Genomic DNA, 26,092 nt, shown 5'->3' with positions numbered 1-26,092 from the left:
CTTTTTGCAATTAAATTAATCGTGCTTGTGAAGTAAAGTCTTCTTATGATCGTAACGAGCTTGACCCGCTTCAATTAAGCGCGTAATTAATTCAGTATAAGGAATGCCAGCAGCTTCAAAAAGCTTTGGATACATACTGATGTTGGTGAAACCTGGCAATGCATTAACTTCAGTTAAGACAACTTTGCCATCTGGAGTAAGCATTGAGTCAATTCTTGCCATGCCTGAACATTCAGTTGCTTGGTAAACCTTCAAAGCGTTTGAACGAACCTTTTCAACGATTCTGTTTGGCAATTCGGCTGGAATTTGCAACTTAGAAGTTGAGTTATCATCGTACTTGTTTTCGTATGAGTACCATGAACCAGCCGCATTAATAATTTGACCAACACCTGAAACGATTGGATTGTCATTGCCCAATACGGCAGTTTCAACTTCGGTACCAGGAACAGTTTCTTCAACCAAAACTTTGTCGTCGTACTTGAAAGCTTCATCCAAAGCCTTTTTGTATTCATCAGCATTAGTAACGTGGCTGACGCCAACTGAAGAACCTTGGTTAGAAGGTTTAACAAACATATCTTTGCCCAACTTTTCAGCAACCTTGTCGTAGTTAAGCTTGTCACTATTCTTGTCGTCATAATCTCTGCGCTTAACAGCAATCCAGTCAGCAACAGGAACACCAACGCGTTGAGCCAAAATCTTGGTAAATTCCTTGTCCATTGTAACGGCTGCTGCTAATATATCGTCACCAACAAATGGCTTATCCAAAATTCTGAATAAACCTTGCAAACTACCATCTTCACCTAAGTTGCCGTGAACAATTGGGAAGAAGATGTCAATTTCTGGCAAGTTGGCTAATTCAATCAAGTTAGAAATGTTAGTTACTTTATGTGGGTTCTTTACTTGGTACTTAGGATCCTTTAATACTTTGAAAGATTCCTTTTCATCAGCAAAGTAGCCATCGTTAGTAATCCAAATTGGATGTACATCAAACTTATCTTTATCAATTGCATTATAAATGTTGTGACCTGAAACAATTGAAACTTCATATTCAGATGAATTTCCACCAAAAATCAATCCGACTTGTGTTTTTTTAACCATAATTTATTTTTACCTCTTAATAATTGTTACCATCTTTTAATTATACGCAATACCGTCTAAAAAAACTAAGTTTCGGCAAGATTTTTTACTAAAGAATTAGAATTTATTCGGGGTATAATATTCTAGTAGGGACAGAAAGGAGCGGTGCGATGTTTTTACGCAAATTCACAATCGCTGCTGCTTGCAGCGTGCTACTATTTGTACCTAGCATCAGCGTCAACGCTGCCACTTTTAGTGAGGGAGAAATAAGTCAGGTTCAGCATTTCCAAAAAGAATACGCTGATCTTGATAAAACTAGTTACGATATCAATAACCTTTATGAAGTTAAACCTCAATTAGGCGCTAACTTTAGTGCGGGTAAAATCAAACAGCAATACATTACAACTCAATTAGCCTACATCAACTATTACCGTAGTCTCTTTGGTTTGCCTGCAATTAAGACAAATGCTATAGCGAATAGCAACGCACAAAAAACTGCTGCTGTAATGGCTGCTATTAATGCTGATCCCTTTGTCAATCAACATGGGTTGCCAACTGATACGCAACCTAACTATGTCAGCGATTCACTCTGGAAGTTGGCTCAGGATACTTCTGAGACTTCCAATTTGAACTTCAATGTTGCTAACCAATCAGCTGGTGATGTAATTACTGACCTAATTACTGATCGTTACAATTTAACTGGAACCGATACCGGACACAGAGCCTGGATTTTATCGACTCGGCTTTCATCAACTGGTATTGGAGCAGCTTATGGCTCGAACGGTTATCGCTACTCAGTACAAAAGGTTCTAAATGTTGATGATATTTTCCGCGTTGCCAGTCAAGCAAGCGTGGCTTATCCAAGTGCGGGCGTTTTCCCAGTTGAATTAGCCAAGGGCAAGAACGTTGCCTGGTCGCTTTATTTATCCAACAAGGTCTACTCTGGCACGCCTAAAGTCAAAATTACGGATATGGACACTAAGAAGACTTATCAGGCAACCAAAGTTAAGAATTACAGCCGAAACGGTTATGGCAACTTCAAGACAGTCATTACTTATATGCCCGGCAAGACGCCTATTATTTCTGGACACCAATATAAGATAGTTATAGGTAACTTATACAGCTACACTTTTAAACTGTTTAAAGAAGATACCTCTACTACCAAGGAAGTAACGACTACGACTGGTTCCACTTATCAAAAAGGAGCAGTTCAACAGGACAGCCATTTGAAATCACCCTTCTCAAAGACAAATGCCAAGTTATGGGCTAGTTTCAATATCAATGTAAAAAACAGCAAAACTGAGCATTACTTCTTCGATGCATTGAAGAAGGGACAATGGCATCAGAATTTTTTCCTAAAACGCGTCTTGCAAGTCATAAGTAAATAATAAAAAAATGAGGACATCGTCCCAATGTCATTAAGTTAAGACATTGACAAAGCTGATGATACTTTTTAAGACATTTATCGAATTGTTTTATTCGGTAAATGTCTTTTTTGATAGCACAAATAAGCCATCACAAGATAGCCATTTCGAATTAGTTTAAGCTGCTAAACGATAAGGGAAGCCAATCACTAATTTAGCTCTTAAATTTCGCTTATCCTTTCTTCCCGGTCTGATCGGAGTTAAATAAAATGCCATATCCAGCAATAATTGCGTGAAGGCTTTATCTGAATTATCGCTTATACCAAAATACCGCCGCCAAACACAGCAGGCCATTTTAAAGTCTATTCGATATTGATATTTTCCCTGAGAATAAGGTTTTGAGCTAGAAGCAGCTGATAAACTCACGGCGTTATACATTGCAAAGTGAGCGTATATTTCCATGTAAACAAACTGATCTTTTTTAGAATGAAACTGCACTCCGCTTAAATCATATTTAAGCTCTCTAAAAGACGTTTCTATTCCCCAGCGAAGATGATAGATCTCTTTCATTCTGGCTAAAGGAAATTCGTCACGGTCCAAGTTAGTGATAAGAACTTCCCACTCATCAGCTGAACCTGGCGGATTAATTCTAAACTTGCAAACCCGAAACTTGACATTGCATAGGCCTTCGAAATCCCAGCGCCAGTCTTTGGTATTTTTTGAACGGATAGCTTTATAGTGATGTTTTTTGTGTAGAATCAGGTGCAGAAATTTTTCCCTGTCTTTATGAGTAACGTAATAATGATGTGACGAGGTTACTCTGCAAGACAGGTCAATATCATATTCTTGTTCTGACATACCAGCAATTTCTTTAATAGCGCCATATCCAGCTTTAGTTCTGATCACATAGTGACAATGCTTTAGCCGATTGCAGTTTTCAATTAGATTAAAGCTGCTGTAGCCACGATCCATTAGAACTATAAAATCTTTTTCTCGTTGCGCTAAGTTTTTTAACATTGCAAGAGCCGCGTCACGTTCATTCATTTTTTGTCGCGGCTGAAAAACTAAATCCAAATATAACTTGTTTAGAACATCATAGAGAGCATTTACGTGAATCTGACAATATCTTCGACCATCTTTGCCTTGAAAAATATTTTCCGATTTAGGATTAAAGGGCTGATCAAAATCAGAACCATCAAGCGCTACAACTAAGTATTTGTCATCCAGTAATTGCAATGCATCGCTTGCCTGACTAAGCTTAGCCATAATTTCTTTAAAACACTCGGGCTTTAATTTAGCCTTTTGTTGTTCGAAAGCTGAGACTGTCATTCTAGAATTCACATCGGGAAAAGCATGAAAAATTTCCGAGTTTAAGCTGCCCGCTCCCATGTTGAGAATCAGCTTAATCAAATCAGTCGGATTAAGCTTGCGACAGCGGGTAAAAGCCTGATCTGAAACAGAAAAATCATGAATGTTGGCAGCGATCTTATTGATAATACTATCCATCAGTTTTAAAATATTTGAGTGAAGGGATTTCATGAGAGACGCAACCTTTCTATGAAAGACCGAATAAGAGATAAAGAGTGAGCAGAAGGGCGAATAAACTCTGCTCACTTTTTATTTTAAAAAGAAAAAGAACCGAATCAAAATGATTCGGTTCATAAAGCTAAACTTTCGTCAATGCCTTAACTTAATGACATTGGACATCGTCCTCATTTTTTATTCTATAAAATTTTTGCTAAGAAATCTTTTGCCCGCTCACTCTTCGGGTGATCAAAGACTTGTTCAGGATCGCCTTTTTCTTGCAAGTAGCCGTCGGCCATGAACCAGATTATTGATCTTGCCCAGACCTTTAACCGTGCTGCCCTTCATTTGCTTTTGCACTAATTCATATTGAATACTGCCTGTTTGCGCACCAACGGTTTGGCCTTTAAAGCTCTTGATATTCTTGTATTTATTTTTATCACGCTTGTTAATTAAGAAATATTCACCGCTTGGACGGTAGTAGATCTGTGAAAAATCCACGCTCCTTGGTCTTCCCATTCTCACTCGCTGTAAATTCGAGCGGTGGATAATCTGCAGAAGTACCAACTACTAATTGCTTGGTCTTCTTGATCCGCTTTAAAGCCGTTCCCTGCGCCACCGTCTTTTTTTCGGCAGCATTAGCATGCGTTGCGGCAATTGGCGTTATAAAAATTGAGAATAACATTAACAATGCAGCGAACAAAGCCGCTATTTTTTTCGTTTCATAGTCTCACCATCAGTCAGATTAAAAAATTATTAAATAGGTTGAATAAGGTATACCATGAAATAAAAAAGTGCCTAGAACTTATATTCTAAGCACTTATAAAATTATTTATCAGTAGTTGCTTGCCATGGAATAGCACACAAGACGTAAATGACTACGCCAGCAATGACGAAGTCCAAAAAGACGCTGCTGCTGATCTCTAGCAAATAGCTTAATCCGCCAATCGGCAAACTTTCAACATTGATAATGACGGGAACAAGCGCCATTAAACCAGAAATCAAAATCAGCCAAAAGCCTGCCCACATCCCAGCAGCCGTAATATCATGAATTAGCTCCTTAATTGAACTGCGCGAATGCATATCGCTGATTAACGAAACAAATGCGACCATGGTAATCAAAATAATAATAATGTTGACTACCAACAGTAAAACTGCAATGTTAGCCCCCAAGGTAACGATATTTAAATTAAAAGCTTGAATAATGAAGTAAAGCGCGTTGCTACTTTGACTCTTTAGCTTCTTTCGCACCGTTTGCGCATCGCTGGAAGCACCTTTATCGATATTTTTATTAATATCTGCCAGAATCTGTTTGGCCAAATCGGTATTGCTTACTTTGATCCAGTGCACGCCCAATGAATAATCAATAATGTGATTAGCAATCGGCTGCGTCTGATCAACTGTCAGCAAATTTGAATCAGATTCGCGCTTGGCACCAATCAAATCCGCTAAAGTATCAAAGTGACTATTGACTTGACGTACAATAACAGCTTGATTGTTGCTGGTTTTAATTTGCCCCTTCATAAAGATCGGATTTAAAAAGGTAACCGTGATCATCGTTAACGAGGCAATTAAAAAGATAACCCAAGCCAGTGTTCGCTTATACTTGTTGCTCTGCTCGTGATCCATCCGTCGCAAATCGGCTCGTGAGCTTTCAACCATAGACTACTCCTTTAGCTGATGATTTCTTTTTCACCATCAAACATTGTATAGATTGCTTGGTGAACGCTTTCCATATCAGCTGTCTCAATAATTTCATGACCATCCTTCAAAGCTTGATCAATTTCATCTGGACTGCAATGACAGAAGCTGTACATCAATGAGCTAGTAGCATAATTTGATAAATCTTCTGCAGTCAGATGGTATTTTTTACGATCATAGTATAGTCTTCCAACACCAATTGTGACAAAAGCAATTCCGCTCTCAAGTTCAGCCTTAGTGGCATTAATGTCATCAAAAAGATGTTCGTCATGTACCCAGTCTAAAAGCATTGATCCCCAATTATCAAGCGTTTCATTATTGGTAAAGGCCTGTGAAATAATACGATCAAGCCCCTCATCGTGCATCCCTAAAACAACAATTGTGTAAATAAATGCTTTCATATGAGCATATGAAGAATAATGTTCTATCTGTTCGTAGTTATTAACTTGTTTATCTAAAGTATTGAATAAGTTGCGTACAATATCACTAATTAACTTTGATTTATGAGGATAGTAGGATTGGAGCAAGGACTTAGAAATATCGGATTTTTCCGCAATCATCTGCAGCGAAACGTTATCCATTCCATTTTCTCTAATTAGACGAAAAGTATTCCCAAGAATTACTCTTCTTCTTTTCATATTTTTACGTCTTGCCATGAATCTTCTCCCGTTTTTCTTCTATACAATTAAATTTTATTATATCAACCCAAATGTTTATCTGAATAGGAAAAAGCAAATTTTTGATAAAAAATAATCCCCAACCAAATCGGAGGATTATTTTTAAATATTATCATTAAATAATTACTTCAAGCGATTTTGTTCATCAAAGATTTGGTGAATTGAACGATCGTTATAAACATAATCAATTCCGCGTGCCAATAATTGATCAACAGAAATTCTAACCATTCTGTCTGGGTAGCGCTTGTGCTTGATCGTATCAGTTACAACAATTTGTTCAACTGGCAATCCATTAAGCACTTCAGTTGCATCCTTAGAAAGAAGAGCATGGGTAGCTGCTACGTAAACCTTAGTAGCTCCTGCTGCCAAAACTGACTTAGTTGAAGATGCAATTCTTGAACCAGTATCAATCAAGTCATCGACAATAATACATTTCTTATCCTTCACGTCCCCGATCATATCGTGAACTTCGGTATCATAACGTGCACCACGTTGGTCAACGATTGCGATTGGAGCATCAAAGTATTGACCAAAATTACGAGCTAACTTAGCACCGGAGTGGTCTGGTGAAACAACAACAATATCGTCGTCACCCTTAACTGCAATACCATTGTCCAAGAAGTATTGGGCAAGCAGTGGCATTGCGTGCAAATGGTCAACTGGCACATTGTAGAAACCTTGAATTTGTGAAGCGTGCAAATCAAGTGCAATTAAGCGGTCCATGCCTGTGATTTGCAATAAGTTGGCAACCAATTTAGCAGTAATTGGTTCACGTGAACGAGTCTTAGTATCTGAACGTGAATATGCCAAGTATGGGATAACAACGTTAACGTTGTGGGCTGAAGCACGGTGCAAAGCATCCAACACAATTTCAAGCTCCATAAAGTTTTCATTAACTGGATCTTGAATTGATTGAATAACGAAGACGTCACAACCTCTGACAGATTCACCGATGTTAACTTGGATTTCACCATCACTGAAGTGGTGAACAGCAGTTTCAATTAATGGTTGACCCAAAATTGATGCAATCTTTTCATTTAATGCTGGGTTACCGCTTAACCCAATTAACTTCATTGGGTGTAGTAATTCGTGAAGTTCTTCCTTGTTCATAGCTACCTCTTCTAACTAAAAATTATATACAGATCTATTATATACAAAAAGCTGTTTAAAAGCTTGCAAAAGGACAAAAAACCGCTTCTCAATCTATGAGAAACGGATTCTTAATTATTTTTCAACAAATTAATACCAGCTTGGCTTGTCGCCTTCAGTACCAGGCTTGCCCAAACCGATTGATTCCTTAACGTCTTCTTTAGGGTTCTTAATTAAATGATAGACATAAGCAGCAACTGATTTTCTTGAAACTTCAGTATCAGTGATTGGCTCACCCTTCTTTGACTTTTCGTAGTCAACTTCATCCTTGTTGGTCATCCAAGTTGGACGAATGATCGTATAGTTAAGGCCTGAATCTTCAATTCTCTTAGCTGCTTTAGCATACTCAGTAATATAATCGCCCAAAGTCTTCTTGTTCCATTCACCAAATTTTCCTGGAACTTCATCATAAATACCTAAAGTTGAAATCCAAATCAGACGTTTAACATTGGCATTCTTCATTGCTTCAATAACTGCTTCGGCTTCAAGGTCAATGTCATTTTGACCGCCCAAGTTAGCATAAACAATGTCTTGACCTTTCATTGCTTTTTCAAGTTGAGCTGCATCGGTTGCGCTGCCTTCGATAATTGTTGCTTGACTTTTTTTATCAGCCATGCGTTCAGCATTACGTAAGAACAATGTAGTATCAACATCTTTGTCAGCAAATAAAAATCTTTCCGCGATTTGTGCAACTTGTCCATGTGCACCAAGAACAACAACTTTAACCATCGATTTTCTCCTTTTCAAAAAACATATCTCACTTTCATTCTAGCGCAAGATATTGAAAAGATATACCAATTCCACTTATTTACAAAAATCTTTAATAAGATCCAGCATCTTCAAGCTCTTAACAGCATAACTATTATGGGTTTGACGTGGCATTAAAATCAAACGGCCATGAGGAATAATTTGACTATACCAACGAACATGTTCAACTTTTACCCAGTCCTTTTCTCCAACCACGCATAAGGTTGGTATCTGGATTTTTTTCAAGCTGTCTTCTGACATGAAGTTTTCAGTCAGTTCAACTCGGCTGTCACGATCTAATCTGAAGAAACGTGAAAAACCTTCTGTTAAATAATGGTATGGACGAATTCCGGCACCGTTGACGAAGACGCCGGCAACAATTAATTTTTTAAAAATCGTTGGATACTCGCTGGCCAGCATTAAAGCGATCAAACCGCCGGCATCGAAGCCAAAGCAATAGCAGCCTTCAATGCCCAGTTTTTCAATAAACTGGTGGACGTCTTCGGTTTCAACATGGTAGTGTTCTGCGCTATCACCTTCGCTTAAGCCGTGTCCACGCATGTCAATGACATAAACGGTGTAATACAAAGAAAGCGGAGGAACGATTTTATCGAACATTCCGCCATCCAAATGGTGACCATGAAGAAGCAATAATGGCGCACCTTTGCCTAATTTATGGTAATAAAGTTCAACTCCATTGACTTTTATTTTCATATGCTTTCCTTACTTGTTGACTGTTCTTGCAATACTCGATTAAACTTTTTAATTCTTTTTTCTTCTTCGCGATCTTTCATTAGACTCTTGATAATTATCCGCCATACCCGGTAATTGCCGCGAAAGTTGTCAACTACCTTTTTAATATTAGGCTGGTGAATAATGCTCCCTTTTCTTTGACAATAGTGATAATACGGCGTTTGCGTATAGTACACGCCAGGGGCAACTGAAATATATTTAACGTTAAAAATTTGATCTTCCAACAAAGAAATGTCTTTATCGAACTTCAAATTAAACTTCTTGATTACAGAAGTGCGGTAGGCCTTGTTCCAGCAATAGCCTTTCATTGGCGAATTGAACACATTGGTTAGTTTCAAATAAGTTTGACTTTTAGTCAAAAATCCGCCTTCAGTGTGGCCAACGACACGCTCTTTTTTGTCTGGATAGCTTAGCCAGTAACCACAGGAAACTATATTGACATCAGGATGCTTTTCAAAGGCATCAATAAAAAATGCAGTGTAGGAAGGATCCACCCAGTCATCTCCGTCATGGAAAGTAACGTATGGGGTGTCTAATTCCTTAATACCAACATTTCTTGCGTCAGATGGACCGCCATTTTTCTTTTTGATAATTTTAAAATAAGGAAAAAGAGATCGATATTTTTCTGCGACCTCGACAGAATTATCGGTTGAGCCATCATCTACTATGACCAATTTAAAGGCTTTGTTCTTTTGTGCTAATAGTGCATCAAAAGCTCGCGGCAAGTATTCTGCTGTGTTATAAACTGGCATAATAATGGTTAGCTTAGGCACTTGTAACATATAGTCATCCTTTCGTAACCTACATTATATCATCTTGGCGGAAACTATTCTTTGATCTTTTCTGATTAAAATTTTATCAAGGAAAAATTTGAAATCTGTTTATTTTTACACTTGCGAGTATAATATCGCATATAAGGAGAATAAAATACATGAAAAAAACTTTTACATTACTAACTGTTCTTGTAATGATTAGTTCAATTGCGTTTTTCTCATTTAAATCTACCCCTGTTTATGCTGACGACGAAACGCCAGTAGTAACTCTAGGTACATCTTTAACTGAGAACCAAAAACAAGGCACGATTAAGACTTTAACCGCATCGCTCAACGGCGGCAATTACCAAACGATTACCGTTACTGGCAGCGATTTGGTCAAATATTTAAACCCTTCCGGTGATAATTTCATAACTTCATCCAGAGTATGGTCCAGTGCAATGATTCAAAAAACCAGCTCTGGATCAGGGATCAATGTTAAGATTCTTGACTACAATGGTAAAAACAATATCACAACCATTACGGCCAACCAATATAAAAATGCAGCCGTAACAGCCGGAATCACTGATGCCAACATTTACGTAACCAGTGCCGTTCCAATCGACGGTTCTGGTGCTTTAGCTGGTGTCTATGCAGCTTATGCTAAAAGCGGCAATGCTTTAAACCAAAAGCAGATTAATGCAGCTCAAGATGAAATGAGCACTTTGAGTGGAATCACTCAGGCAAATAAAAACAAGGACGGCTACAGTGATTCCCAATTGAACAATGCTGTTGCTGGTGCCAAAAGCGATATGGCTAAGATCGGCAACAACATTTCTGATAGTCAAATTCGCGATATTGTTAACAACCAAATCAAGATCAACCATTTGGGTAACACTATTACCAACAATCAAAAGACACAAATTGTTAACTTGTTGATCGAAATCAGAGATTCAGGTGCTTTGAAGAGCAGAAGCTTCAAACAACAAGCCTCTGCTTTGTCCAAAAATATTCAAAACAGTTCCAAAAGAATTTTCGATAAATTGAATACGCAAGAAAATCGCAACTGGCTGCAGCAAATTTGGCAAAATATCGTCAACTGGTTTAACGGCTTGTTTGGCGGTGCAATTGTTTTAGGATAAAAATTAAATATCTACAAAAAAAGGCAGGATTAATCTCCTGCTTTTTTCTACATTTTTTCATCCATATATTTGTTCAAAAAGTGATCAACGAACTCATTGCCGGCATTATTGGCATGACCCTTCGTCCATTCAAACTTGGCATTCGGGAATTTAGTCAATAAGCGATCAATCTCTTGCCACTCTTCTTTATTAGCAAGCGGACCTGATGATTTTTTCCAGCCGCGCTTTTTCCAACTCTTGAGCCAGCCCTTATTAATCGCATTCAAAACGTACTGTGAATCAAGAACGAAAAGCAGTTTTTTATCGTTGAAGCCCAATTCAACGAGTTTCTTCAAGGCATTGATAAAACCCGTTTGCTCCATCTTATTGTTAGTTGCGCCATATTCACCGCCAGCACCGTGAACTTCCTGGTCGCCCCATTCGATGCGATAGGCCCAGGCAGCCTTATCCGTCTTTTTAACATGTCCGCCTTTATAAACACCGGTGTTACGCGTTCCGCCGTCGGTATAAATCGTGGCAAAATAATCATTTGGATTACTGTTTCGGGCTTTGACAGTTTTAGTTTGAACCGGCAGTTTTTTACTGGTATTAACAATCTTCTTAATCGCATTCTGGAGATTGTCTTCATCTTTGCGGATTTCTTGGCCCTGCGTTTCCTTATTCCAATTCAAATAATCAGTCGCATCCGTAATTTGCGCAAAAGACTTATATTCTGCGCCTGAAAAGCCATCAACTTGCGCCTTTGCTTCATCCCAATTACGGTAAATCCCTGGCTTGCGCCCTTTTTTTACAGCATAAAATTTCATTATATAAGCTCACCTCACGTAAAATCATCGGTCAATGTTAGAATATATATTAACAAATATTTTTGAGGGATGTGCAGGATGTTTTTTAACAGCAAAAAATATGCTCAAGAAGCTGAAAAAGATCATAAAAAGAACCTAAAACAGGAACCCAGCATGTTCAGCATGATTGCATTAGGACTCATAGCAACATTTGCACCTACCCGTCCATTTTTGCGGATGCATAAAAAGCATATTGAAGACCACGTTACTGTTGAAGAAAAAAGCGGCGATTTCGAACAAGTCCCGATTATCTATTTTCATGGCTTTCGCGGCGGAGACTACACTACACGCGTAATGGTCAAACAAGCTTTGGCTGATAAAAAAAGCGATAAGTTCCTCAAAGTAACAGTTGATCTTTTAGGCAATTTTAAATTAGAAGGCACTTGGAGCGGTGATCGACAGCCTATCATTCAAGTAGCTTTCCGGCAGCGAATCGTCGGCATCTATGGCATTGACTATTATTTAAGCTTTGTTTTGCCATTTTTGTCCAAACGCTACCACTTCAAGACTTACACGGCAGTAGCTCACTCATTGGCCTGCCCCTGCGTCATCCGCACCGAAATAAAGCATTCATGGCAAAAGAATTTTCCCCATTTGAATAAATGTGCTTTTATTGCCGGCCCGTTTGATGGGGTCACTTATCTAGGCGATATTCCCAACGTCAATGTTTTAAATGAAAATGGCCGGCCCACAATGATGAACCCGCACTATTTGTACCTGCTTTTCAGAAGACGACGCTTCAATTCGAATATTTCGGTTTTGAACATTTACGGCAATGTGCTTGATAACACTAACACCGATCGTTTTATCTCTGTGGTTTCTGCCAAAAGCATTCGTTATATTCTCGCGCCGCAAGCCCATTCTTACCAAGAAGTCGAAGTTCGCGGACGCAACGACGCCGAACACAGCTGGATGCATGACAATCCGTTTGTAATTGAAATTGTCGACAAATTTATTGGAGTTAAGAAATAAAAAGTTTAATGGAGGAATTTTGTGATTTGGCTACATGACTTATGGCGCATCATCGTCATTACCAACACCATTCTTGCCTTCTACATTGTCTTTCATAGACGAAGGTCTGTTTCAACTACTTGGGCGTGGCTGATCATTTTGTTGGTGCTGCCAATTATCGGTTTAATTCTCTATGGTTTCTTCGGCCGGGGAATTTCTCAGGAAAATATTTTTGCAATCAATCGCCAGAAGCACTTAGGTCTGCGCAACGTGCAAGAAACAATTACTAAGGCTCCCAAAAAGGTCAGTCCGGATGATACTTCAACTAAGGGAAAAATTGCGATTAAATATTTTAACAAAGACCACAATTCTCCTTTAACTAAAAACAACCACGTTGATTTATACAACGATGGTCATGCAATGTTTAAAGATATGATCCGTGATATTGAAAAGGCTAAAAAGACCGTCAACGTCGAATTTTACACTTTTTATAATGATGAAATCGGCAACCGCATGCTTAACTTGCTAATAAAAAAAGCCAAAAGCGGTGTAAAGGTCAACTTGCTCTATGATGCCTGGGGCTCAATGGGCGCACCTAAAGCCTGGTTCAACCAATTGCGCAAGGCAGGCGGCGAAGTGCTGCCATTTATTACTTCACGCAATATGATTACGCGTTACCGGATCAACTACCACTTGCACCGGAAGATCGTCGTCATTGACGGCAAAATTTCATGGACCGGTGGTTTTAACATCGGTGATCAATATTTAGGCAAAAAGAAAAAATTGGGCTATTGGCGCGACAGTCAGGTTCGAATCGTCGGTTCCGCATCCCTATTATTGCAAGAACGGTTCGTCATGGACTGGAATGCCTCAATTTACAAAAACACCCAGGTTATTACCTACAGCGATCTTTATTTCCCGGACTTTGACGAAAACGACATCGAAAACGGCGATGTTGCAACACAGGTTGTCTTCGATGGCCCTGACCGCTACGAACAATATATGCGCAACGGCATGATGCGCCTAATGCTAATGGCGCGCAAACGCTTATGGATTCAAACGCCATATTTGATTCCCGATGACGCCATGTTTGCGGCTTGGCAGACGATCGCCAGCTCTGGCATTGACGTCCGCATTATGATTCCATGCAAGCCGGATCACCCGTTTATTTACCGCGCTACTCAGTGGTATGCCAATGAACTGACCCGCTACGGCATTAAAGTTTATATTTACAATCATGGTTTTATCCATGCAAAAACAACGGTGATCGATGACCTTTATTCATCGGTAGGTTCAATGAATCAGGACTACCGTTCATATGATTTAAACTTTGAAGACAACGTCATTTTTTACGACAAAAAGTTTAACAAGAAAATGACGGATACTTTTGAAAAAGACATGGAAGATTCAACCCTATTGACCAAAGAAATGATTGCTAAGCAAAGTCGGCCATTAAAGACGCTGCAAAGTTTTTCTCGCATGTTGTCACCAATTTTATAGTAAAAAAAACGGATACGTCATGTACCCGTTTTTTCTTACTTTTTTACAATGTATTTCTAACTTCAATTCTGATACGGTGATCAGCGTATCTTTGCAACGCTGCAATAATTGACTTAACATCGCTAGAAAATTGCAGGTTGTACTGCCGGCCTTTATTTGTTCCCAAAATGCAAATAACTGCTGGCTTTTTCCCTATAGGCACGTTAATCAAAATGACATTGTCAATCTCCGAATATGACAATGTTCGTTTGAAATATCCTGAAACCACAGCCTTTTTAGGAGCAAAACCAGTGAAGCCATCCACAATGCTGACAAGCAGCAACAAAGCTAAAAAGAGATTGATGCCTGGCTCGCCTTTTTCAATATAATTCCAAGTAAAGCCAAGCCAAATTACTAAAAGCGTCCAGAGCAAAATATAAATGCGAAACTTGCCTCTCAATTCAAGTTTTGCCTGCCAATACCAGCTATAGCAAGCGTAAATAAACATAACAATATTCACTAAAATATAAAATCCAGACATTGTTTGCAAAACATTTCACCCCTTCAAAAAATTGTCTTAAATAATATTATAACAAAATCCTGCCGTATAATTAATGTGAGAACTTTTACAGAAAGGACAAATATAATGATTGATGCGAAGCAAATTTCTGACCTTAAAAATGATATTGACCAAGCTAAGCACATCGTCTTTTTAACTGGTGCCGGTGTTTCAACTCATTCTGGCATTCCTGACTATCGTTCAAAAAGCGGTATTTATAATGGCGTTTCAGAAAGTCCAGAGACCATTCTTAGCGATGATACTCTATTTAACCGGCCCCAATTCTTTTATGACTTTGTCATGAACAACATGTATTTCCCAGACGCAGAGCCAAACTTAATTCACCAAAGGATCGCACAATTATGCAACCAAAAAGGCACATTGATTACGCAAAATATTGATCGTCTAGACACTAAGGCCGGCAACAACCACGTCATAGAATTTCATGGCAATCTGTATCAGATTTATTGCACCAAATGTCATCAGCCTGTTGCCTATTCTGAATATGCTCAGAGCTATCTGCATAAAGATTGTGGTGGCATTATTCGGCCAGGGATCGTCTTATACGGTGAGACCATTAACCCGGAAAATCTTTCAAAATCCGTTAATGCAATGCAAAATTCCGATCTCGTTATAATTGTGGGAACCAGTTTTGTTGTCTATCCTTTTGCCCAATTATTGGCTTATCGCATGCCAAGCGCTAAGGTTTGGGTAGTTAACAAAACAGCTATTCCAGCCAATGGCGTGAAGGCGATCATCGGTGATGCACTTGATGTTTTCCAAAAATTATAATTGAATTTAAAAACTATGCTTGTTATCCTTAAGTTTAATGCAAACTGTTATTTTTGCTAGAAAGTAGTGAGGAAAAATGGCTGACGTTTTTTATTATGATTACGTAACGATTAAACCATGGACCTACTTTCTAGCAATTACGGACAAAGGCCTTTCCTACGTTGGCCTTAAAGAAGACGAAGCATCTCCCATCTTCAGTTATTACCCTAACCGGATGCTGCTGCATGATCCTAAGCGGCTAGCGCCTTATACTCAACAATTAAAGGAATATTTTGCCGGCAAGCGCCATTATTTCGATGTGCCCATTGACATTTCTGAGTTTGGAACGCCCTTTAAGCGCAGCGTTTTGCAAATTGTGGCTAAAGTTCCTTATGGCTCAACGGTTAGTTATGGCGATATTACTTCCTCGCTTGATAGTGCGAGAAGCGTGCGGGCTGTGGCACATGCCATCGCTTTAAATCCCGTTTTAATCTTTATTCCCTGCCACCGCATAATTATGGCTAACGGAATGATTGGTGGCTATCGTTTAGGATCAAAGGAAAAAGCACGTTTACTTAATTTAGAAAAGAGCTATTTGCATGACAATTCTTAAACTGTATGCGCCATTTTTTGATTTAAGCAATTGGGCGCATGTCTTAACCAGCGGCAAAGATTGGATGATCATCCTCACGCTGATTTTGATGGAATGCCTGCTTTCAGTTGATAACGCAGTTGTTTTAGCAGCGCAGACGCAGGTTTTGCCGACCAAAAGCGAAAAGGAAAAATCCCTTTTCTATGGTTTATGGGGTGCCTACCTCTTTCGCTTTATCGTAATTGGTATCGGAACATATCTAATCAACTTCTGGGAAATAAAATTAGCCGGCAGTATTTATCTTTTTTACCTTTGCTTTAAATTTTTCTATGATCAGCGTCACCCTAAACAAGCTGCTGAACATGAAAAAGAAAAGAAGGAACGTCAAGAAGAACGTGCCGCTGCTAAGGGCAAAAAGAAAAAGAGAAAGCACGTGCTTTCCCTTTTCTGGCGGACAGTTATTTCAATTGAATCAATGGACATCGTCTTTTCAATCGACTCAGTTTTAGCTGCCTTGGCAGTTTCAGATAATCCCGTTGTTGTTTTAATCGGTGGTATGATCGGTATTCTCTGCATGAGAGGAGTTGCCGAAATCATTATCAAGTTGATGGAAATTATCCCTAAATTGCAGCCGATGGCCTATGTTCTAATCGGAATCATTGCTTTAAAGATGCTGCTAGCTTTGCCACCATTAAGATGGGAAATGCCGAACACTGCTTTTGCAATAATCGTCTTCACGATTTTAGGCTTAACGATTATTTCCCACTTCGTCCGCGTTAAAAGACATGGACATAAAAAATTATAAATGTTTCTCAACATATTCTTTGAGCACGACCGCTTGGTTGTGCTCTTTATTTTTCGCACCATAAAGAAACAATACATCGCCACTAGCCAATTTGGTTTTAACTGTTTGCAGAAAAGTTGGCGTAAAGTCATTCTGCTCTAGTTCGCTAAGGTATTTTTTCTTGAATTCTGGGAACTTTTCATCTTCATGATTAAACCATTTTCTCAGTTCAGTAGTGGGGCCAATTTCCTTATCCCATTCATCCAGTGTAGCCTTAACCTTGCTAATGCCGCGTGGCCACATCCGATCGACTAAAATGCGGTAGCCATTAGGTTGCTCATGTTCATAAATTCTGACTAATTTAATTTCACCCATTTTTATCTCCTTTGCCAGCCGTGATCTTCTCGCATCTCACGTTTTTTCATATTAGAAACATACGGATTTCCAGCTACATAATAGCGCAGCTTTCTCTTCGCCCAAATAGGATCAGATTGATTGATCCCTATTCTTGCCGAAGCAATAATCTTTTGGGCTACTTTTTTATTTTCATCATTCAGATCAATTGCAAATGGCGAATCTGAAAGAAAATGCAGATCCCAGTTGCGGCTGTGAATGCCGAAAGCTTGCATCATTTTTGCAGGACCATTGGTTAATAAAACGCCATTTTTGCCGTTGCGGTTTTGGGTCATTTCATCAATTCCCCAAACAGGTTCAATCGCTCTAATCAAAATCCCTTGCGGCTCATTTTCCTCTTGGCAGGCAACATCAAAAAAGAAGTATTGCCGCTGCGAATAGATGTAAATTGTGCCGCCTTTGCGATAAAGACCTTCATTTGCCGGGCTCCTGCGTCCGCCGTATGAATGCGCCGCCCTATCTTTTTTGCCCATATAGGCCTCAGCTTCGACAATGTAGCCGCCAAGCTTTTTGCCATGACTGATAAAAATTAAAGGACGGCCGATTAAGTCTTTAGTAATTTCATCAGTTGAACGGTTGGTAAAATATTCTGAATAGTTCATTTTGTCCTCATTTATTTTCATCCTTGCCCTTGTTATATACCTTTTTACTAAAAAATAATCAATTCTAACTTGACAAAATATTAAGAATCATTTAATCTTTTCAGCAGTTAAATAATTTTCCCAATGCAATAGAGGTTGCGGTAATCACAAAATTAATGTGAACTCACGAAGGTTTTGATCCTTAATTTTAGGTTTATCGCCGAAACAGAATTGTTTTTCGTGAAACATTTTTGTTGGGCTGCAGGAACATATCCTGTAGACTGTCCTGGTTCGTCCCAGGGAGCGCTATATGATTTGGTTTTAATACTGATGATTTACACCTCGTTGTTCTTGAAAACAGCGAGGTTTTTATTTATGCTTTTATTGTATTGGCTTTATGTAGAAAACATTTGGAGGTTTTTTCATTGAAGTCAAGATTTAATTGGATTGCTGCAATGTTGGCAGTACTCCTCAGTTTATTTATGGGACTTAGCTTCAACAGTCATCGGACTGAAGCTGCTAAAAATTCCGGCGTATTAAAGATCGGAATGGAAGCTAATTATCCACCTTACAATTGGACTCAAACTACCAGTGCTAATGGTGCTGTTCCAATTGATGGCTCACATTCATACGCCAACGGCTATGATGTGCAAATTGCCAAAATTATCGGTAAAAAATTGCATAAAAAAGTTATTGTTGAAAAGACTGAATGGGACGGTCTTCTTCCAGCATTGACTTCTGGCAAGATTGACTTAATTATTGCCGGAATGAGTCCAACAGCTGAAAGACGCAAGGCGATCAACTTTACTGTACCTTACAGAAAGAGTACATTTGTTGTCATCGTGAACAAGGCAAGCAAGTACTCAAATGCTAAGAAGCTGTCTGATTTCAAAGGTGCCAAGTTAACTGCTCAGCAAGGTACTTTGCACTACACTTTGATTAAGCAATTAAAAGGTGCTAAAAGAGAACCTGCAATGCGGGACTTTCCATCAATGCGTCAAAGCTTAGCTTCCGGCACAATTGATGGCTATGTTGCTGAAGATATCGAATATCAAAGCTACCGCAACGTTAACCCTAACATCATTGCTGTTAACTTGAACAATATTCCTGGTTTCCATGTCGACCATGATGATTCAGTTGTCAGTATCGGGGTTAAGAAGAGCAATACCAAATTATTAAAGCAAGTTAACGCTATTTTAAAAACCATCCCTACTAAGAAACGCAACCAGTTAATGGCAACTGCAATTAAGCAGCAGCCTAAAGCTGGCAGCAGCGCTAAGAAAGAAAACTGGCTTATTTCTACTTGGAAGCAATACGGCAATATGATTCTTAGCGGTGTCGGCATGACGCTTTTGCTTGCTTTAGTCGGTACTGTTGTTGGTTTCTTCATCGGTTTGTTGGTCGGAATCGTCCGGACAATCCCAACCCCAACTACGCGCGGCAAGCGCTGGGGCTTAAACATTGCTAAATGGCTCTTATCAGTCTATGTTGAAGTCTTCCGTGGTACGCCAATGATGGTTCAGGCCGCAGTTATCTATTACGGAATTGCGCAATTCTGGCACTTGAATTTAAACAGAACGGTTGCCGCTTTGATTATCGTTTCAATCAACACCGGTGCCTACTTGGCAGAAGTCATCCGTGGTGGGATCATTTCAACGCCTGAAGGTCAGTTTGAGGCCGCAAGCGCATTGGGAATGACACACAACCAGAGAATGTGGCATATTATTTTGCCACAAGCGATCAAGAACTGCTTGCCATCAATTACCAACGAATTTATCGTCAACATCAAGGATACTTCAGTATTGAGTATCATTTCAGTTTCTGAATTGTTCTTTGTTGGTACAACAATTGCCAGTCAAACTTTTCAATTCTTCCCAACATACTTAACGATTTCAGCAATCTACTTAGTATTGACCTTCACGATTACTCGAATCTTCAACTTCATCGAAAAACGGCTTGAAGGCAATAAGAACTACAATTTAATGGCCAACCAAGTACAAGTTGGTTCACCTAAGGATGTGGGGGCTAACAACTAATGACTGAAAGTAACGAAAAGATTTTAAGTTTAAAGCATATGCAAAAATCCTTTGGCGATCATAAGGTTTTACGTGATATTTCTTTTGATGTCAATAAAGGTGAAATCGTCACAATCATCGGTCCTTCAGGCGGCGGTAAATCTACTACCCTTCGCTGCATTAACCTGCTTGAAGAACCTACCGGTGGCGAAATTGATTTCCACGGTGAAAACATTTTGGCACCAGGCTACGATCGCAACAAGTTCAGAGCTAAGGTAGGCATGGTTTTCCAGCAATTTGACCTCTTTGAAAATAAAAATGTTTTGCAAAACTGCATGATTGGTCAAGAATTAGTGCTTAAACGTTCTAAAGAAGAAGCTAAGAAGATCGCCATGACCAACTTGAAAAAGGTCGGCATGGAACCCTTCATCAACGCTAAACCTAACCAATTGTCCGGTGGTCAGCAGCAGCGGGTAGCAATCGCACGAGCAATTTCAATGAACCCAGAAGTTCTGCTATTCGATGAACCAACTAGTGCTTTGGACCCAGAAATGGTCGGCGAAGTATTGGACGTTATGCAGAAATTGGCTACGACCGGTTTAACGATGGTGATCGTTACTCACGAAATGGGTTTTGCCAAGCAAATCTCTGACAACGTATTGTTTATCAACGATGGCGTAATCACAGAACAAGGCAAGCCTGAGGAATTATTTGATCATCCTAAGAATGAAAAGACGCAAAAGTTCTTGAGCAATTTCAGAAAGATGGACTTTTAAAACTAAAAAGAGCTGGAAGCAGATTGTGCTTTCGGCTCTTTTTGCTTAAAATAAAAAAGTATTCTACTTATGAGGAAAAAACATGAATAACAGAGATTACTATTTCATCAAACCTTATGATGAAAATTTACCTAAACCACCTGCAGAAAGCTTCGGACAAATTTTAAACGAGACCTTCTTGCATCCCTTCAATTGGAAGGCTAGAACCACTCGTAAATCCTACTGGTTGAGCGCTTTGGTCAATGCAATTTTGATCTTGCTCGCCACAATGATTATGAGCTATGTTTTCAGCAGCAACATTGATCTTGGACTTAAATGGATCGATGGCGTAATTTCAGTTGTCATTTTTGTCTACGTCTTTTTGGCAAATTTGGGCCAACTTATTCGCCGCTTGCATGATACTGGTTATTCCGGCTATTGGTATTGGGCTAACTTTACTGGTTATGGTGCAATGTTTACTTTCTATTTAACTTTGCAGCCTTCAGTTCAAAGATCAGTTAAGTGGGGGGCTTATTTATACCACAAAGGTGAAGCTTATCCAGCAATTGAAGAAGAAAAAGTACCTGTACCAACGATTGGTCAAATTTTAAAGGAACACTTCTTTGACTGTTTCAAATGGAATGCTCGTTCAACTAGAACTTCATTCTGGCTTGGAACTGCCGTTAGCTGCTTAATTAGCACAATCACATTACTGCTGGCTTATTTAATAATGTTCCTCATTTTCATCCCATATTATATTAAAGGTGAAAATGCTAATGTTAATATTCCAACCGAAGCACTTGTTTTATTGCTCGTCTTAGCGCTTTTCTCAATAGCTATTGCTGTTTGGTCATTCTTGGCTGAATTAGGCCATACGGTACGTCGTTTGCACGATGCCGGCTTCATTGGCTGGTGGTGGTGGATCTGCGCTATCCCTTACGTTGGCAATTTGCTTTTGGCATTTTTGCTTTTCCACCCAACCACTCAAAAAGATATTAAATGGAATAAGTACTTATTTGAAAAAGAAGAAAAAATCAATTAACTAGTCAATCTAAAAGGCATCCTCAATGAGGATGCCTTTTTTAAATTATATCCGATTGCTTATTTTCTTGAGCAATCTTCCAACCTGTATTAAAGTGATTTTCGCGAATTTTACGTAAAGCATCATAATCTGATTGCAGACTGTCAATTGCATCCTGCAATTTCTTATTTTGCTTTCTCATCGCGTTTAGTTCCGGATCATTGATCACGCCTTTTAAGTGAACCTGACCCGCTAACTTTCTGCGCCGGTGTTCAAATTCTTCCTGCAAGGTGCCCAGCGCATTTTCATATTTGACTAATTTCTGGTTGATTTCAGGAATTTGATCATTCAATTTTTTAAACAGCTTAAACGGCATATTCGACTTGATGCGGTTGCATTCGCTGCAAGACAGAATCAAGTTATCCATATCGTTATTATGCGATAAGGAAACTGGATCTTTATGATCAACACTGTGACCACGGCGGCCACAATACTGGCAGCGATAATGGTACTTCGCTCTGATGCGCTCCCGATCGATAAAGTCGACCTCATTCAGCTGAAAATCAACTTTCAAGCCTAGATGTTCCAGATTATATTGAAAATCCCGGCCTTGATCAGGAAGGTAATCAATTTTGCCTGTTTCGCTATCAATTATTGCCTGATTAAATTTCTTTCTAGATACCTGCTGCTCAGCGATCTCATTGCCATCATAATCCTGCAAAAAAGCTTCATAGCTTTTGCGATCTTGCTTGGTTTTAACAAAGAAACTTTCTTGCTCTTCATTAGTTTTTTTACCAACAAAGGAGTAAAGCAAAGTCTTAGCAAAGGTCTCAATCGTAGAATTGCCAAAATTCTCTGCCTTTTCTCCCCGTTGCAAACAAATATCGCAAATACTAGTCAACTTCGGATTGATTAAACCGGACTGCTTAAAATGAAGCGAGTCCATCCGAAGTCCACATGAGCTGCATTGAAATTTCACGTCTTAGTCCCCCATTAGCAAGATGCTAAAAGCTATTCTTTGCATCTTATCCTTGCCGGCGAAATCTCCTTTAAACAAATCAGGCAAAATATGCTTAATAAAGTATTTAACACAAGCCAAATCATCAAATTGTTTGATCGTTTCCAAACTTTCTTTAAACATTTGCATATAAACCGGATTAGGGTTGCCCAATTCTATTTCGCCATAAGCTTCGTAAAGCAAGTCAAGCTTATCACAAATTGATAAAATCTTGCCTTCCAAAGTATCATCTTTGCCTTCAGCAAGCCGCTTTTTATAAATTTCTTGAAATTCTTTTGGAATCTCATCTTTGATAAACTTATGCGTCATGGTTTCTTCAACATCGCCAATCATTTTACGCAATTGTGGAGTAGCGTATTTAACCGGTGTCTTGATATCACCAATAAAACGCTCAGTATAATCATGGTTCAGGCTCTTTTCATATAGAGCTTTCCAATTAATTTTTTGCTTGCCTTTTACTTCTTCGATATCACCCATCATTTGCGCTAATTCAGCTGTTCTGAAACAGTGATCAGCAACTGAGTGGTGATGGTACTTAAAGTAGCCTGGTGCACGATCAATTGACTCTAAACTATTAAAACCTTGAATATATGCATTTAATCCCATGTTTTATCCTCCTTAGTACAACTGCTTAAAAATTTTTACTATGTTACCAAAGAATCAAACATGATGCAAATTTTCTTTTGAAAGAGAAAAAGGGCAGTGAACTGAGTTCATTGCCCTTAATTTCAATATTTATAAAAAGACTACTTGTTTTCGTCTTTTGCGGCCTTGTTCAAGAATGAAACTACGGCTGCTACGTGAGCAACACGCTTCTTAGCGTTTCTCTTGTTCTTAGGTCTTTGGTTTGGTTCACAACCAGTGTTGTAATTTTCACCTTTACGCATAGCTATACTTCCTTTCAGATTTTCGAAAATCTAGTTTAGTTTAACATGCAACCAGCATTAGATCAAGTTTTCTTTATAATTAGACCTCAAGATCATTTGGCATGTGAACAACAATTATATAATTCAAAATGCGATTAGCATAGCTGGAAGTATGCTGGAACTCTTTAATTGCCTGCTTTGCCATCTTCACATTATCGGTAATAATTCCATCAACCTGGTCATACATCATCTTTTTCATCAGGTCTTTATCATTGATAGTCCAAGCATAAACAGGATGATGCTGCAGATGGGTCTGCCAGATAAAGTCAGAATTCAAAGTTGAATATTCCATCGAATACCCGTCAGCAACACTGTGGGGATAAGTAAAGTTGTAAGGCTGGATATATAGCACTTCCAACTTAGGGTTTATTTGATGCAGACCTTCAATGACCCGATAATCCAGCGACTGAACTTGATAACCATTTTTTAGAATCGTTGCACCATATTTACGATTAAACCACTGCAAAATCTTTTTTGAGTCCTTCGGCGTCGTTTTAACTTCAATCAGCAATTTTTGATGCAGTTTTTGTGCTTCTTTCAAATATTGGTCAAAGCTGGCAATTTTAGCTGTATGCCCGTCTTCTTTAGCTGTCAGCTTCGTCATCTGCTTTAAGGTTAATTGACTTGGCATCTTATTAACATCGGTTAGAGTGGCTAAGGTTTCGTCATGCAGAACTACGAATTCCTTGTCTTTTGTTTCATGCAGGTCGATTTCTACAAAATCCGGCTTTTCTTTAGCGGTCTTTTTCAAAGCTGCAATTGTATTTTGAACGCCATTTTTATCACTCACGCCGCGGTGAGAAATGATTAGTGGTGCTTTACTATTCACGCCGGTTAAATAAATAGCATTAGTAACGCCGGCACTGGCAATAATTATTAATGCTGCTACAGAAGTTGCGCTAATCAGCAGTTTAGAAAATGACCCTTTCTGTTTTTCAGCAGCATTTTTTTCTAATTTTAATGGTGTAAAAATAATCGATAAACCAATAACCGTTGAAGCAACAAAGGCAAGTTCACTAATAATTTGAATCAGCGAAAGGTTGATAATTGCAAAAGTCAATGGTGCATATTTCCCAGGCAATAGATCCCACAGCAGCTGCAAGCCATAAATTGCAGCATAGGCAATGCCGATGGCAAGTGTTGTAACCACTGCCAAAACAAGCAGACGCAGAATCAGTGGCCACCATTTTTTGTGTTTGGTCAACTGCCAGCTGCTTTTCATTGCTTGAATTGTTTTCTTCTGCTTAAAAATCATCAATGGCAGCGTTAATAATAGTCGAACTCCTAGAACAAGAACTACCGCATAAAAAACAAGCAGAATAGTCAATAAAAGCGGAGTTCTGGTCATGTAATCAATAATAAATTCAGGGATTTGAATTTTTGCAAGCAGCGGAGTTCTGAACACAATGTCAGCAAAAGGCACAACTAATAAGAAATAAAGCAGCAAGACTAAGAGTGAGCCAGGTCTGATCCGTAAGATGCACTGCCAGCTCTTTTTAAAGACAGTTTTCAAAGTAAAATCATTATTGGCAATCGCCCTTATTCCTAGCAACATGAACGCGAACTGACTATAAATGACAATCAGCAGCAGCAACAATTCTATGATCAGAATGATAAAGACAAAGGTATTAGTCGTAATAATCGTGACAATATTTTGATAAGAAACAAATGGAATGGCACTAGCCTGCAAAATAAATGTCGTCACATAGCGAAATAACGGAATGACAATTATTTGATTAAACAAGTCCAGACCTAACAGCAACATCAAATATCCTAGCCAATGCTGCTTAAATTCACGAAAATAGCCTGTCAAATCATTGTATATTTTCATTTGTCTCTCTGTCTCCTCCACCTGATTTCTACTCTAAACTAAAAAGAGTCTGGAATTCTCCAGACTCTTGATTTTGATTAACATTGACCGCCGTTAAGCAAATCATCTTTACTGATTTTATTACCTTCAAATTTAGTGACAGTCACGCCACCATCAATAATTCCGCTATCAGATGATAAGCTCAAAGTTGAATTGCGCGCGTTAACAACTAAGCCGTTTTCTAAAAAAGTAGTTTCAGGCTTAGCTGTATAAAGGTCTAGTCCAGCATCATTGGCGATTTTAATATCATATTCCGGATCGCGCTTATCTAAAATGACGAATTGGAAACTATCACCAATCGTACATGTTCCGCCTTTTTTAGAATATTTATTTGAACCGTCATTTAATGATAGAAGAACGATTTGATGGTCATCATCCATCTTCTTTTTAATAATTGCCAGTGCTTCAGGCTTTATCTTCATTGAGATCTTCATCTTAAACCACTCTGCCTTTCTTTTTGCTTTACTTGCTAAAGTATAGCAAGAAACAGTCCTTTCTCTCAAATTATTTGCCTAGAAAATGGTACACTATCTTTATTTTTTAAGAATTAAATATTGCGAACCTGAACAAAAAGGCTCAAAATGGTAGCTAGGGTTTTTAGACGATTATAATATGAGGGGGGACC

Annotated in this window: 27 protein-coding genes, 2 pseudogenes and 1 riboswitch; of the genes and pseudogenes, 10 read left to right on the top strand and 19 right to left on the bottom strand. The window is 38.8% G+C overall.

Features of this window, described 5'->3' with window-relative positions:
* Positions 1-15: 15 nt before the first annotated feature.
* The gene (locus D0Z64_RS00675; RefSeq protein ID WP_006352485.1) at positions 16-1,098 is read right to left on the bottom strand and encodes a D-alanine--D-alanine ligase family protein; all 1,083 of its coding nucleotides are present in this window, start codon (positions 1,096-1,098) and stop codon (positions 16-18) included.
* A gap of 149 nt (positions 1,099-1,247) precedes the next feature.
* Between D0Z64_RS00675 and D0Z64_RS00670 the strand changes: the two genes are divergently transcribed.
* The gene (locus D0Z64_RS00670) at positions 1,248-2,465 is read left to right on the top strand and encodes a CAP domain-containing protein (protein ID WP_080881043.1); all 1,218 of its coding nucleotides are present in this window, start codon (positions 1,248-1,250) and stop codon (positions 2,463-2,465) included.
* Positions 2,466-2,618: 153 nt separating this feature from the next.
* Here the strand turns inward: D0Z64_RS00670 and D0Z64_RS00665 are convergent, their stop codons facing one another.
* From D0Z64_RS00665 to D0Z64_RS00625, 9 genes and pseudogenes are all read right to left on the bottom strand, one after another.
* Positions 2,619-3,980 (bottom strand): IS4 family transposase, encoded by a 1,362-nt coding sequence (locus D0Z64_RS00665; RefSeq protein WP_080881954.1) that lies wholly within the window; start codon positions 3,978-3,980, stop codon positions 2,619-2,621.
* Between the two features lie 185 nt (positions 3,981-4,165).
* Positions 4,166-4,273: pseudogene (gene glnQ, locus D0Z64_RS08450) on the bottom strand (glutamine ABC transporter ATP-binding protein GlnQ); the annotation flags it as partial.
* Positions 4,266-4,650, bottom strand: a pseudogene (locus D0Z64_RS00655) (ABC transporter permease); the annotation flags it as partial. The pseudogenes glnQ and D0Z64_RS00655, both read right to left, overlap by 8 nt.
* Positions 4,651-4,793: 143 nt before the next feature.
* Complete coding sequence (locus D0Z64_RS00650; protein WP_006352489.1) at positions 4,794-5,627, bottom strand: hypothetical protein; 834 nt, start codon at positions 5,625-5,627, stop codon at positions 4,794-4,796.
* Between the two features lie 11 nt (positions 5,628-5,638).
* Positions 5,639-6,322, bottom strand: a complete 684-nt coding sequence (locus D0Z64_RS00645) for a TetR/AcrR family transcriptional regulator (RefSeq protein ID WP_080881041.1) — start codon at positions 6,320-6,322, stop codon at positions 5,639-5,641.
* 144 nt (positions 6,323-6,466) lie between these two features.
* Entirely contained in the window at positions 6,467-7,453 is a 987-nt protein-coding gene (locus D0Z64_RS00640; protein ID WP_080881040.1) for a ribose-phosphate diphosphokinase, read from the bottom strand.
* Positions 7,454-7,582: 129 nt separating this feature from the next.
* A complete protein-coding gene (locus D0Z64_RS00635; protein ID WP_080881039.1) occupies positions 7,583-8,221 on the bottom strand; it encodes an NAD(P)H-binding protein in 639 nt (212 codons plus the stop codon).
* A 75-nt stretch (positions 8,222-8,296) separates the two neighbouring features.
* Positions 8,297-8,953 (bottom strand): alpha/beta fold hydrolase, encoded by a 657-nt coding sequence (locus D0Z64_RS00630; RefSeq protein WP_080881038.1) that lies wholly within the window; start codon positions 8,951-8,953, stop codon positions 8,297-8,299.
* Positions 8,950-9,774: a glycosyltransferase family 2 protein gene (locus tag D0Z64_RS00625; RefSeq protein ID WP_080881037.1), complete on the bottom strand. Its 825-nt coding sequence runs from the start codon at positions 9,772-9,774 to the stop codon at positions 8,950-8,952. Before D0Z64_RS00625 ends, D0Z64_RS00630 begins: the two co-directional genes overlap by 4 nt.
* Positions 9,775-9,923: 149 nt before the next feature.
* Here D0Z64_RS00625 and D0Z64_RS00620 point away from each other — a divergent pair, with 149 nt between their 5' ends.
* Positions 9,924-10,886, top strand: a complete 963-nt coding sequence (locus tag D0Z64_RS00620; protein WP_080881036.1) for a DUF1002 domain-containing protein — start codon at positions 9,924-9,926, stop codon at positions 10,884-10,886.
* A gap of 47 nt (positions 10,887-10,933) precedes the next feature.
* Here D0Z64_RS00620 and D0Z64_RS00615 read toward each other — a convergent pair whose 3' ends face one another.
* Positions 10,934-11,692 carry a ribonuclease H family protein gene (locus D0Z64_RS00615; RefSeq protein WP_080881035.1) on the bottom strand — a complete coding sequence of 253 codons (759 nt, stop codon included), beginning with the start codon at positions 11,690-11,692 and terminating at the stop codon, positions 10,934-10,936.
* 78 nt (positions 11,693-11,770) lie between these two features.
* Between D0Z64_RS00615 and D0Z64_RS00610 the strand changes: the two genes are divergently transcribed.
* Both D0Z64_RS00610 and cls read left to right on the top strand, forming a co-directional pair.
* Complete coding sequence (locus D0Z64_RS00610) at positions 11,771-12,703, top strand: alpha/beta hydrolase (RefSeq protein ID WP_080881034.1); 933 nt, start codon at positions 11,771-11,773, stop codon at positions 12,701-12,703.
* A 21-nt stretch (positions 12,704-12,724) separates the two neighbouring features.
* On the top strand, positions 12,725-14,182 hold the full coding sequence (gene cls / locus D0Z64_RS00605) for a cardiolipin synthase (RefSeq protein ID WP_080881033.1): 1,458 nt from the start codon (positions 12,725-12,727) through the stop codon (positions 14,180-14,182).
* Between the two features lie 43 nt (positions 14,183-14,225).
* On the opposite strand, the gene D0Z64_RS00600 is transcribed toward cls, so the two are convergent.
* A complete protein-coding gene (locus D0Z64_RS00600) occupies positions 14,226-14,711 on the bottom strand; it encodes a hypothetical protein (RefSeq protein WP_164742114.1) in 486 nt (161 codons plus the stop codon).
* A gap of 96 nt (positions 14,712-14,807) precedes the next feature.
* Between D0Z64_RS00600 and D0Z64_RS00595 the strand changes: the two genes are divergently transcribed.
* From D0Z64_RS00595 to D0Z64_RS00585, 3 genes are all read left to right on the top strand, one after another.
* Positions 14,808-15,512 (top strand): NAD-dependent protein deacylase, encoded by a 705-nt coding sequence (locus D0Z64_RS00595; RefSeq protein WP_080881031.1) that lies wholly within the window; start codon positions 14,808-14,810, stop codon positions 15,510-15,512.
* Between the two features lie 76 nt (positions 15,513-15,588).
* Positions 15,589-16,104 carry a methylated-DNA--[protein]-cysteine S-methyltransferase gene (locus D0Z64_RS00590; RefSeq protein ID WP_080881030.1) on the top strand — a complete coding sequence of 172 codons (516 nt, stop codon included), beginning with the start codon at positions 15,589-15,591 and terminating at the stop codon, positions 16,102-16,104.
* Positions 16,091-16,888, top strand: a complete 798-nt coding sequence (locus tag D0Z64_RS00585; protein WP_080881029.1) for a TerC family protein — start codon at positions 16,091-16,093, stop codon at positions 16,886-16,888. The genes D0Z64_RS00590 and D0Z64_RS00585 overlap by 14 nt, the downstream gene beginning before the upstream one ends.
* On the opposite strand, the gene D0Z64_RS00580 is transcribed toward D0Z64_RS00585, so the two are convergent.
* Positions 16,883-17,242 (bottom strand): DUF488 domain-containing protein, encoded by a 360-nt coding sequence (locus D0Z64_RS00580; RefSeq protein ID WP_006352504.1) that lies wholly within the window; start codon positions 17,240-17,242, stop codon positions 16,883-16,885. The two genes, D0Z64_RS00585 and D0Z64_RS00580, sit on opposite strands and share 6 nt — an antisense overlap.
* Before the next feature lie 2 nt (positions 17,243-17,244).
* A complete protein-coding gene (locus D0Z64_RS00575; RefSeq protein WP_080881028.1) occupies positions 17,245-17,883 on the bottom strand; it encodes a DNA-3-methyladenine glycosylase in 639 nt (212 codons plus the stop codon).
* Positions 17,884-18,004: 121 nt separating this feature from the next.
* Positions 18,005-18,179: riboswitch (Lysine riboswitch) on the top strand.
* 108 nt (positions 18,180-18,287) lie between these two features.
* Between D0Z64_RS00575 and D0Z64_RS00570 the strand changes: the two genes are divergently transcribed.
* The 3 genes from D0Z64_RS00570 (at position 18,288) to D0Z64_RS00560 (ending at position 21,674) form a co-directional block, all read left to right on the top strand.
* Positions 18,288-19,898 carry an ABC transporter substrate-binding protein/permease gene (locus D0Z64_RS00570; RefSeq protein WP_080881027.1) on the top strand — a complete coding sequence of 537 codons (1,611 nt, stop codon included), beginning with the start codon at positions 18,288-18,290 and terminating at the stop codon, positions 19,896-19,898.
* Positions 19,898-20,653, top strand: a complete 756-nt coding sequence (locus D0Z64_RS00565; RefSeq protein WP_006352507.1) for an amino acid ABC transporter ATP-binding protein — start codon at positions 19,898-19,900, stop codon at positions 20,651-20,653. The genes D0Z64_RS00570 and D0Z64_RS00565 overlap by 1 nt, the downstream gene beginning before the upstream one ends.
* Positions 20,654-20,735: 82 nt before the next feature.
* On the top strand, positions 20,736-21,674 hold the full coding sequence (locus tag D0Z64_RS00560; RefSeq protein WP_080881026.1) for a DUF805 domain-containing protein: 939 nt from the start codon (positions 20,736-20,738) through the stop codon (positions 21,672-21,674).
* A 40-nt stretch (positions 21,675-21,714) separates the two neighbouring features.
* Here D0Z64_RS00560 and D0Z64_RS00555 read toward each other — a convergent pair whose 3' ends face one another.
* The 5 genes from D0Z64_RS00555 to D0Z64_RS00535 form a co-directional block, all read right to left on the bottom strand.
* Positions 21,715-22,632, bottom strand: coding sequence for an HNH endonuclease (locus tag D0Z64_RS00555; RefSeq protein ID WP_040457340.1), 918 nt, complete (start codon positions 22,630-22,632; stop codon positions 21,715-21,717).
* Between the two features lie 3 nt (positions 22,633-22,635).
* Positions 22,636-23,277 (bottom strand): YfbR-like 5'-deoxynucleotidase, encoded by a 642-nt coding sequence (locus tag D0Z64_RS00550; RefSeq protein ID WP_080881025.1) that lies wholly within the window; start codon positions 23,275-23,277, stop codon positions 22,636-22,638.
* Between the two features lie 140 nt (positions 23,278-23,417).
* Positions 23,418-23,558, bottom strand: a complete 141-nt coding sequence (locus D0Z64_RS00545; RefSeq protein ID WP_006352615.1) for a hypothetical protein — start codon at positions 23,556-23,558, stop codon at positions 23,418-23,420.
* Between the two features lie 79 nt (positions 23,559-23,637).
* Positions 23,638-25,428 (bottom strand): glycerophosphoryl diester phosphodiesterase membrane domain-containing protein, encoded by a 1,791-nt coding sequence (locus tag D0Z64_RS00540; protein WP_080881024.1) that lies wholly within the window; start codon positions 25,426-25,428, stop codon positions 23,638-23,640.
* 77 nt (positions 25,429-25,505) lie between these two features.
* Positions 25,506-25,901: an iron-sulfur cluster biosynthesis family protein gene (locus D0Z64_RS00535; protein ID WP_040457397.1), complete on the bottom strand. Its 396-nt coding sequence runs from the start codon at positions 25,899-25,901 to the stop codon at positions 25,506-25,508.
* Positions 25,902-26,092: the final 191 nt, after the last annotated feature.

The sequence above is a fragment of the Lactobacillus amylolyticus genome (assembly GCF_003999355.1).
GTDB lineage: Bacteria > Bacillota > Bacilli > Lactobacillales > Lactobacillaceae > Lactobacillus > Lactobacillus amylolyticus.
The sequence above is the reverse complement of the archived record's forward strand: the minus strand, read 5'-3'. Positions and strand labels throughout refer to the sequence as shown.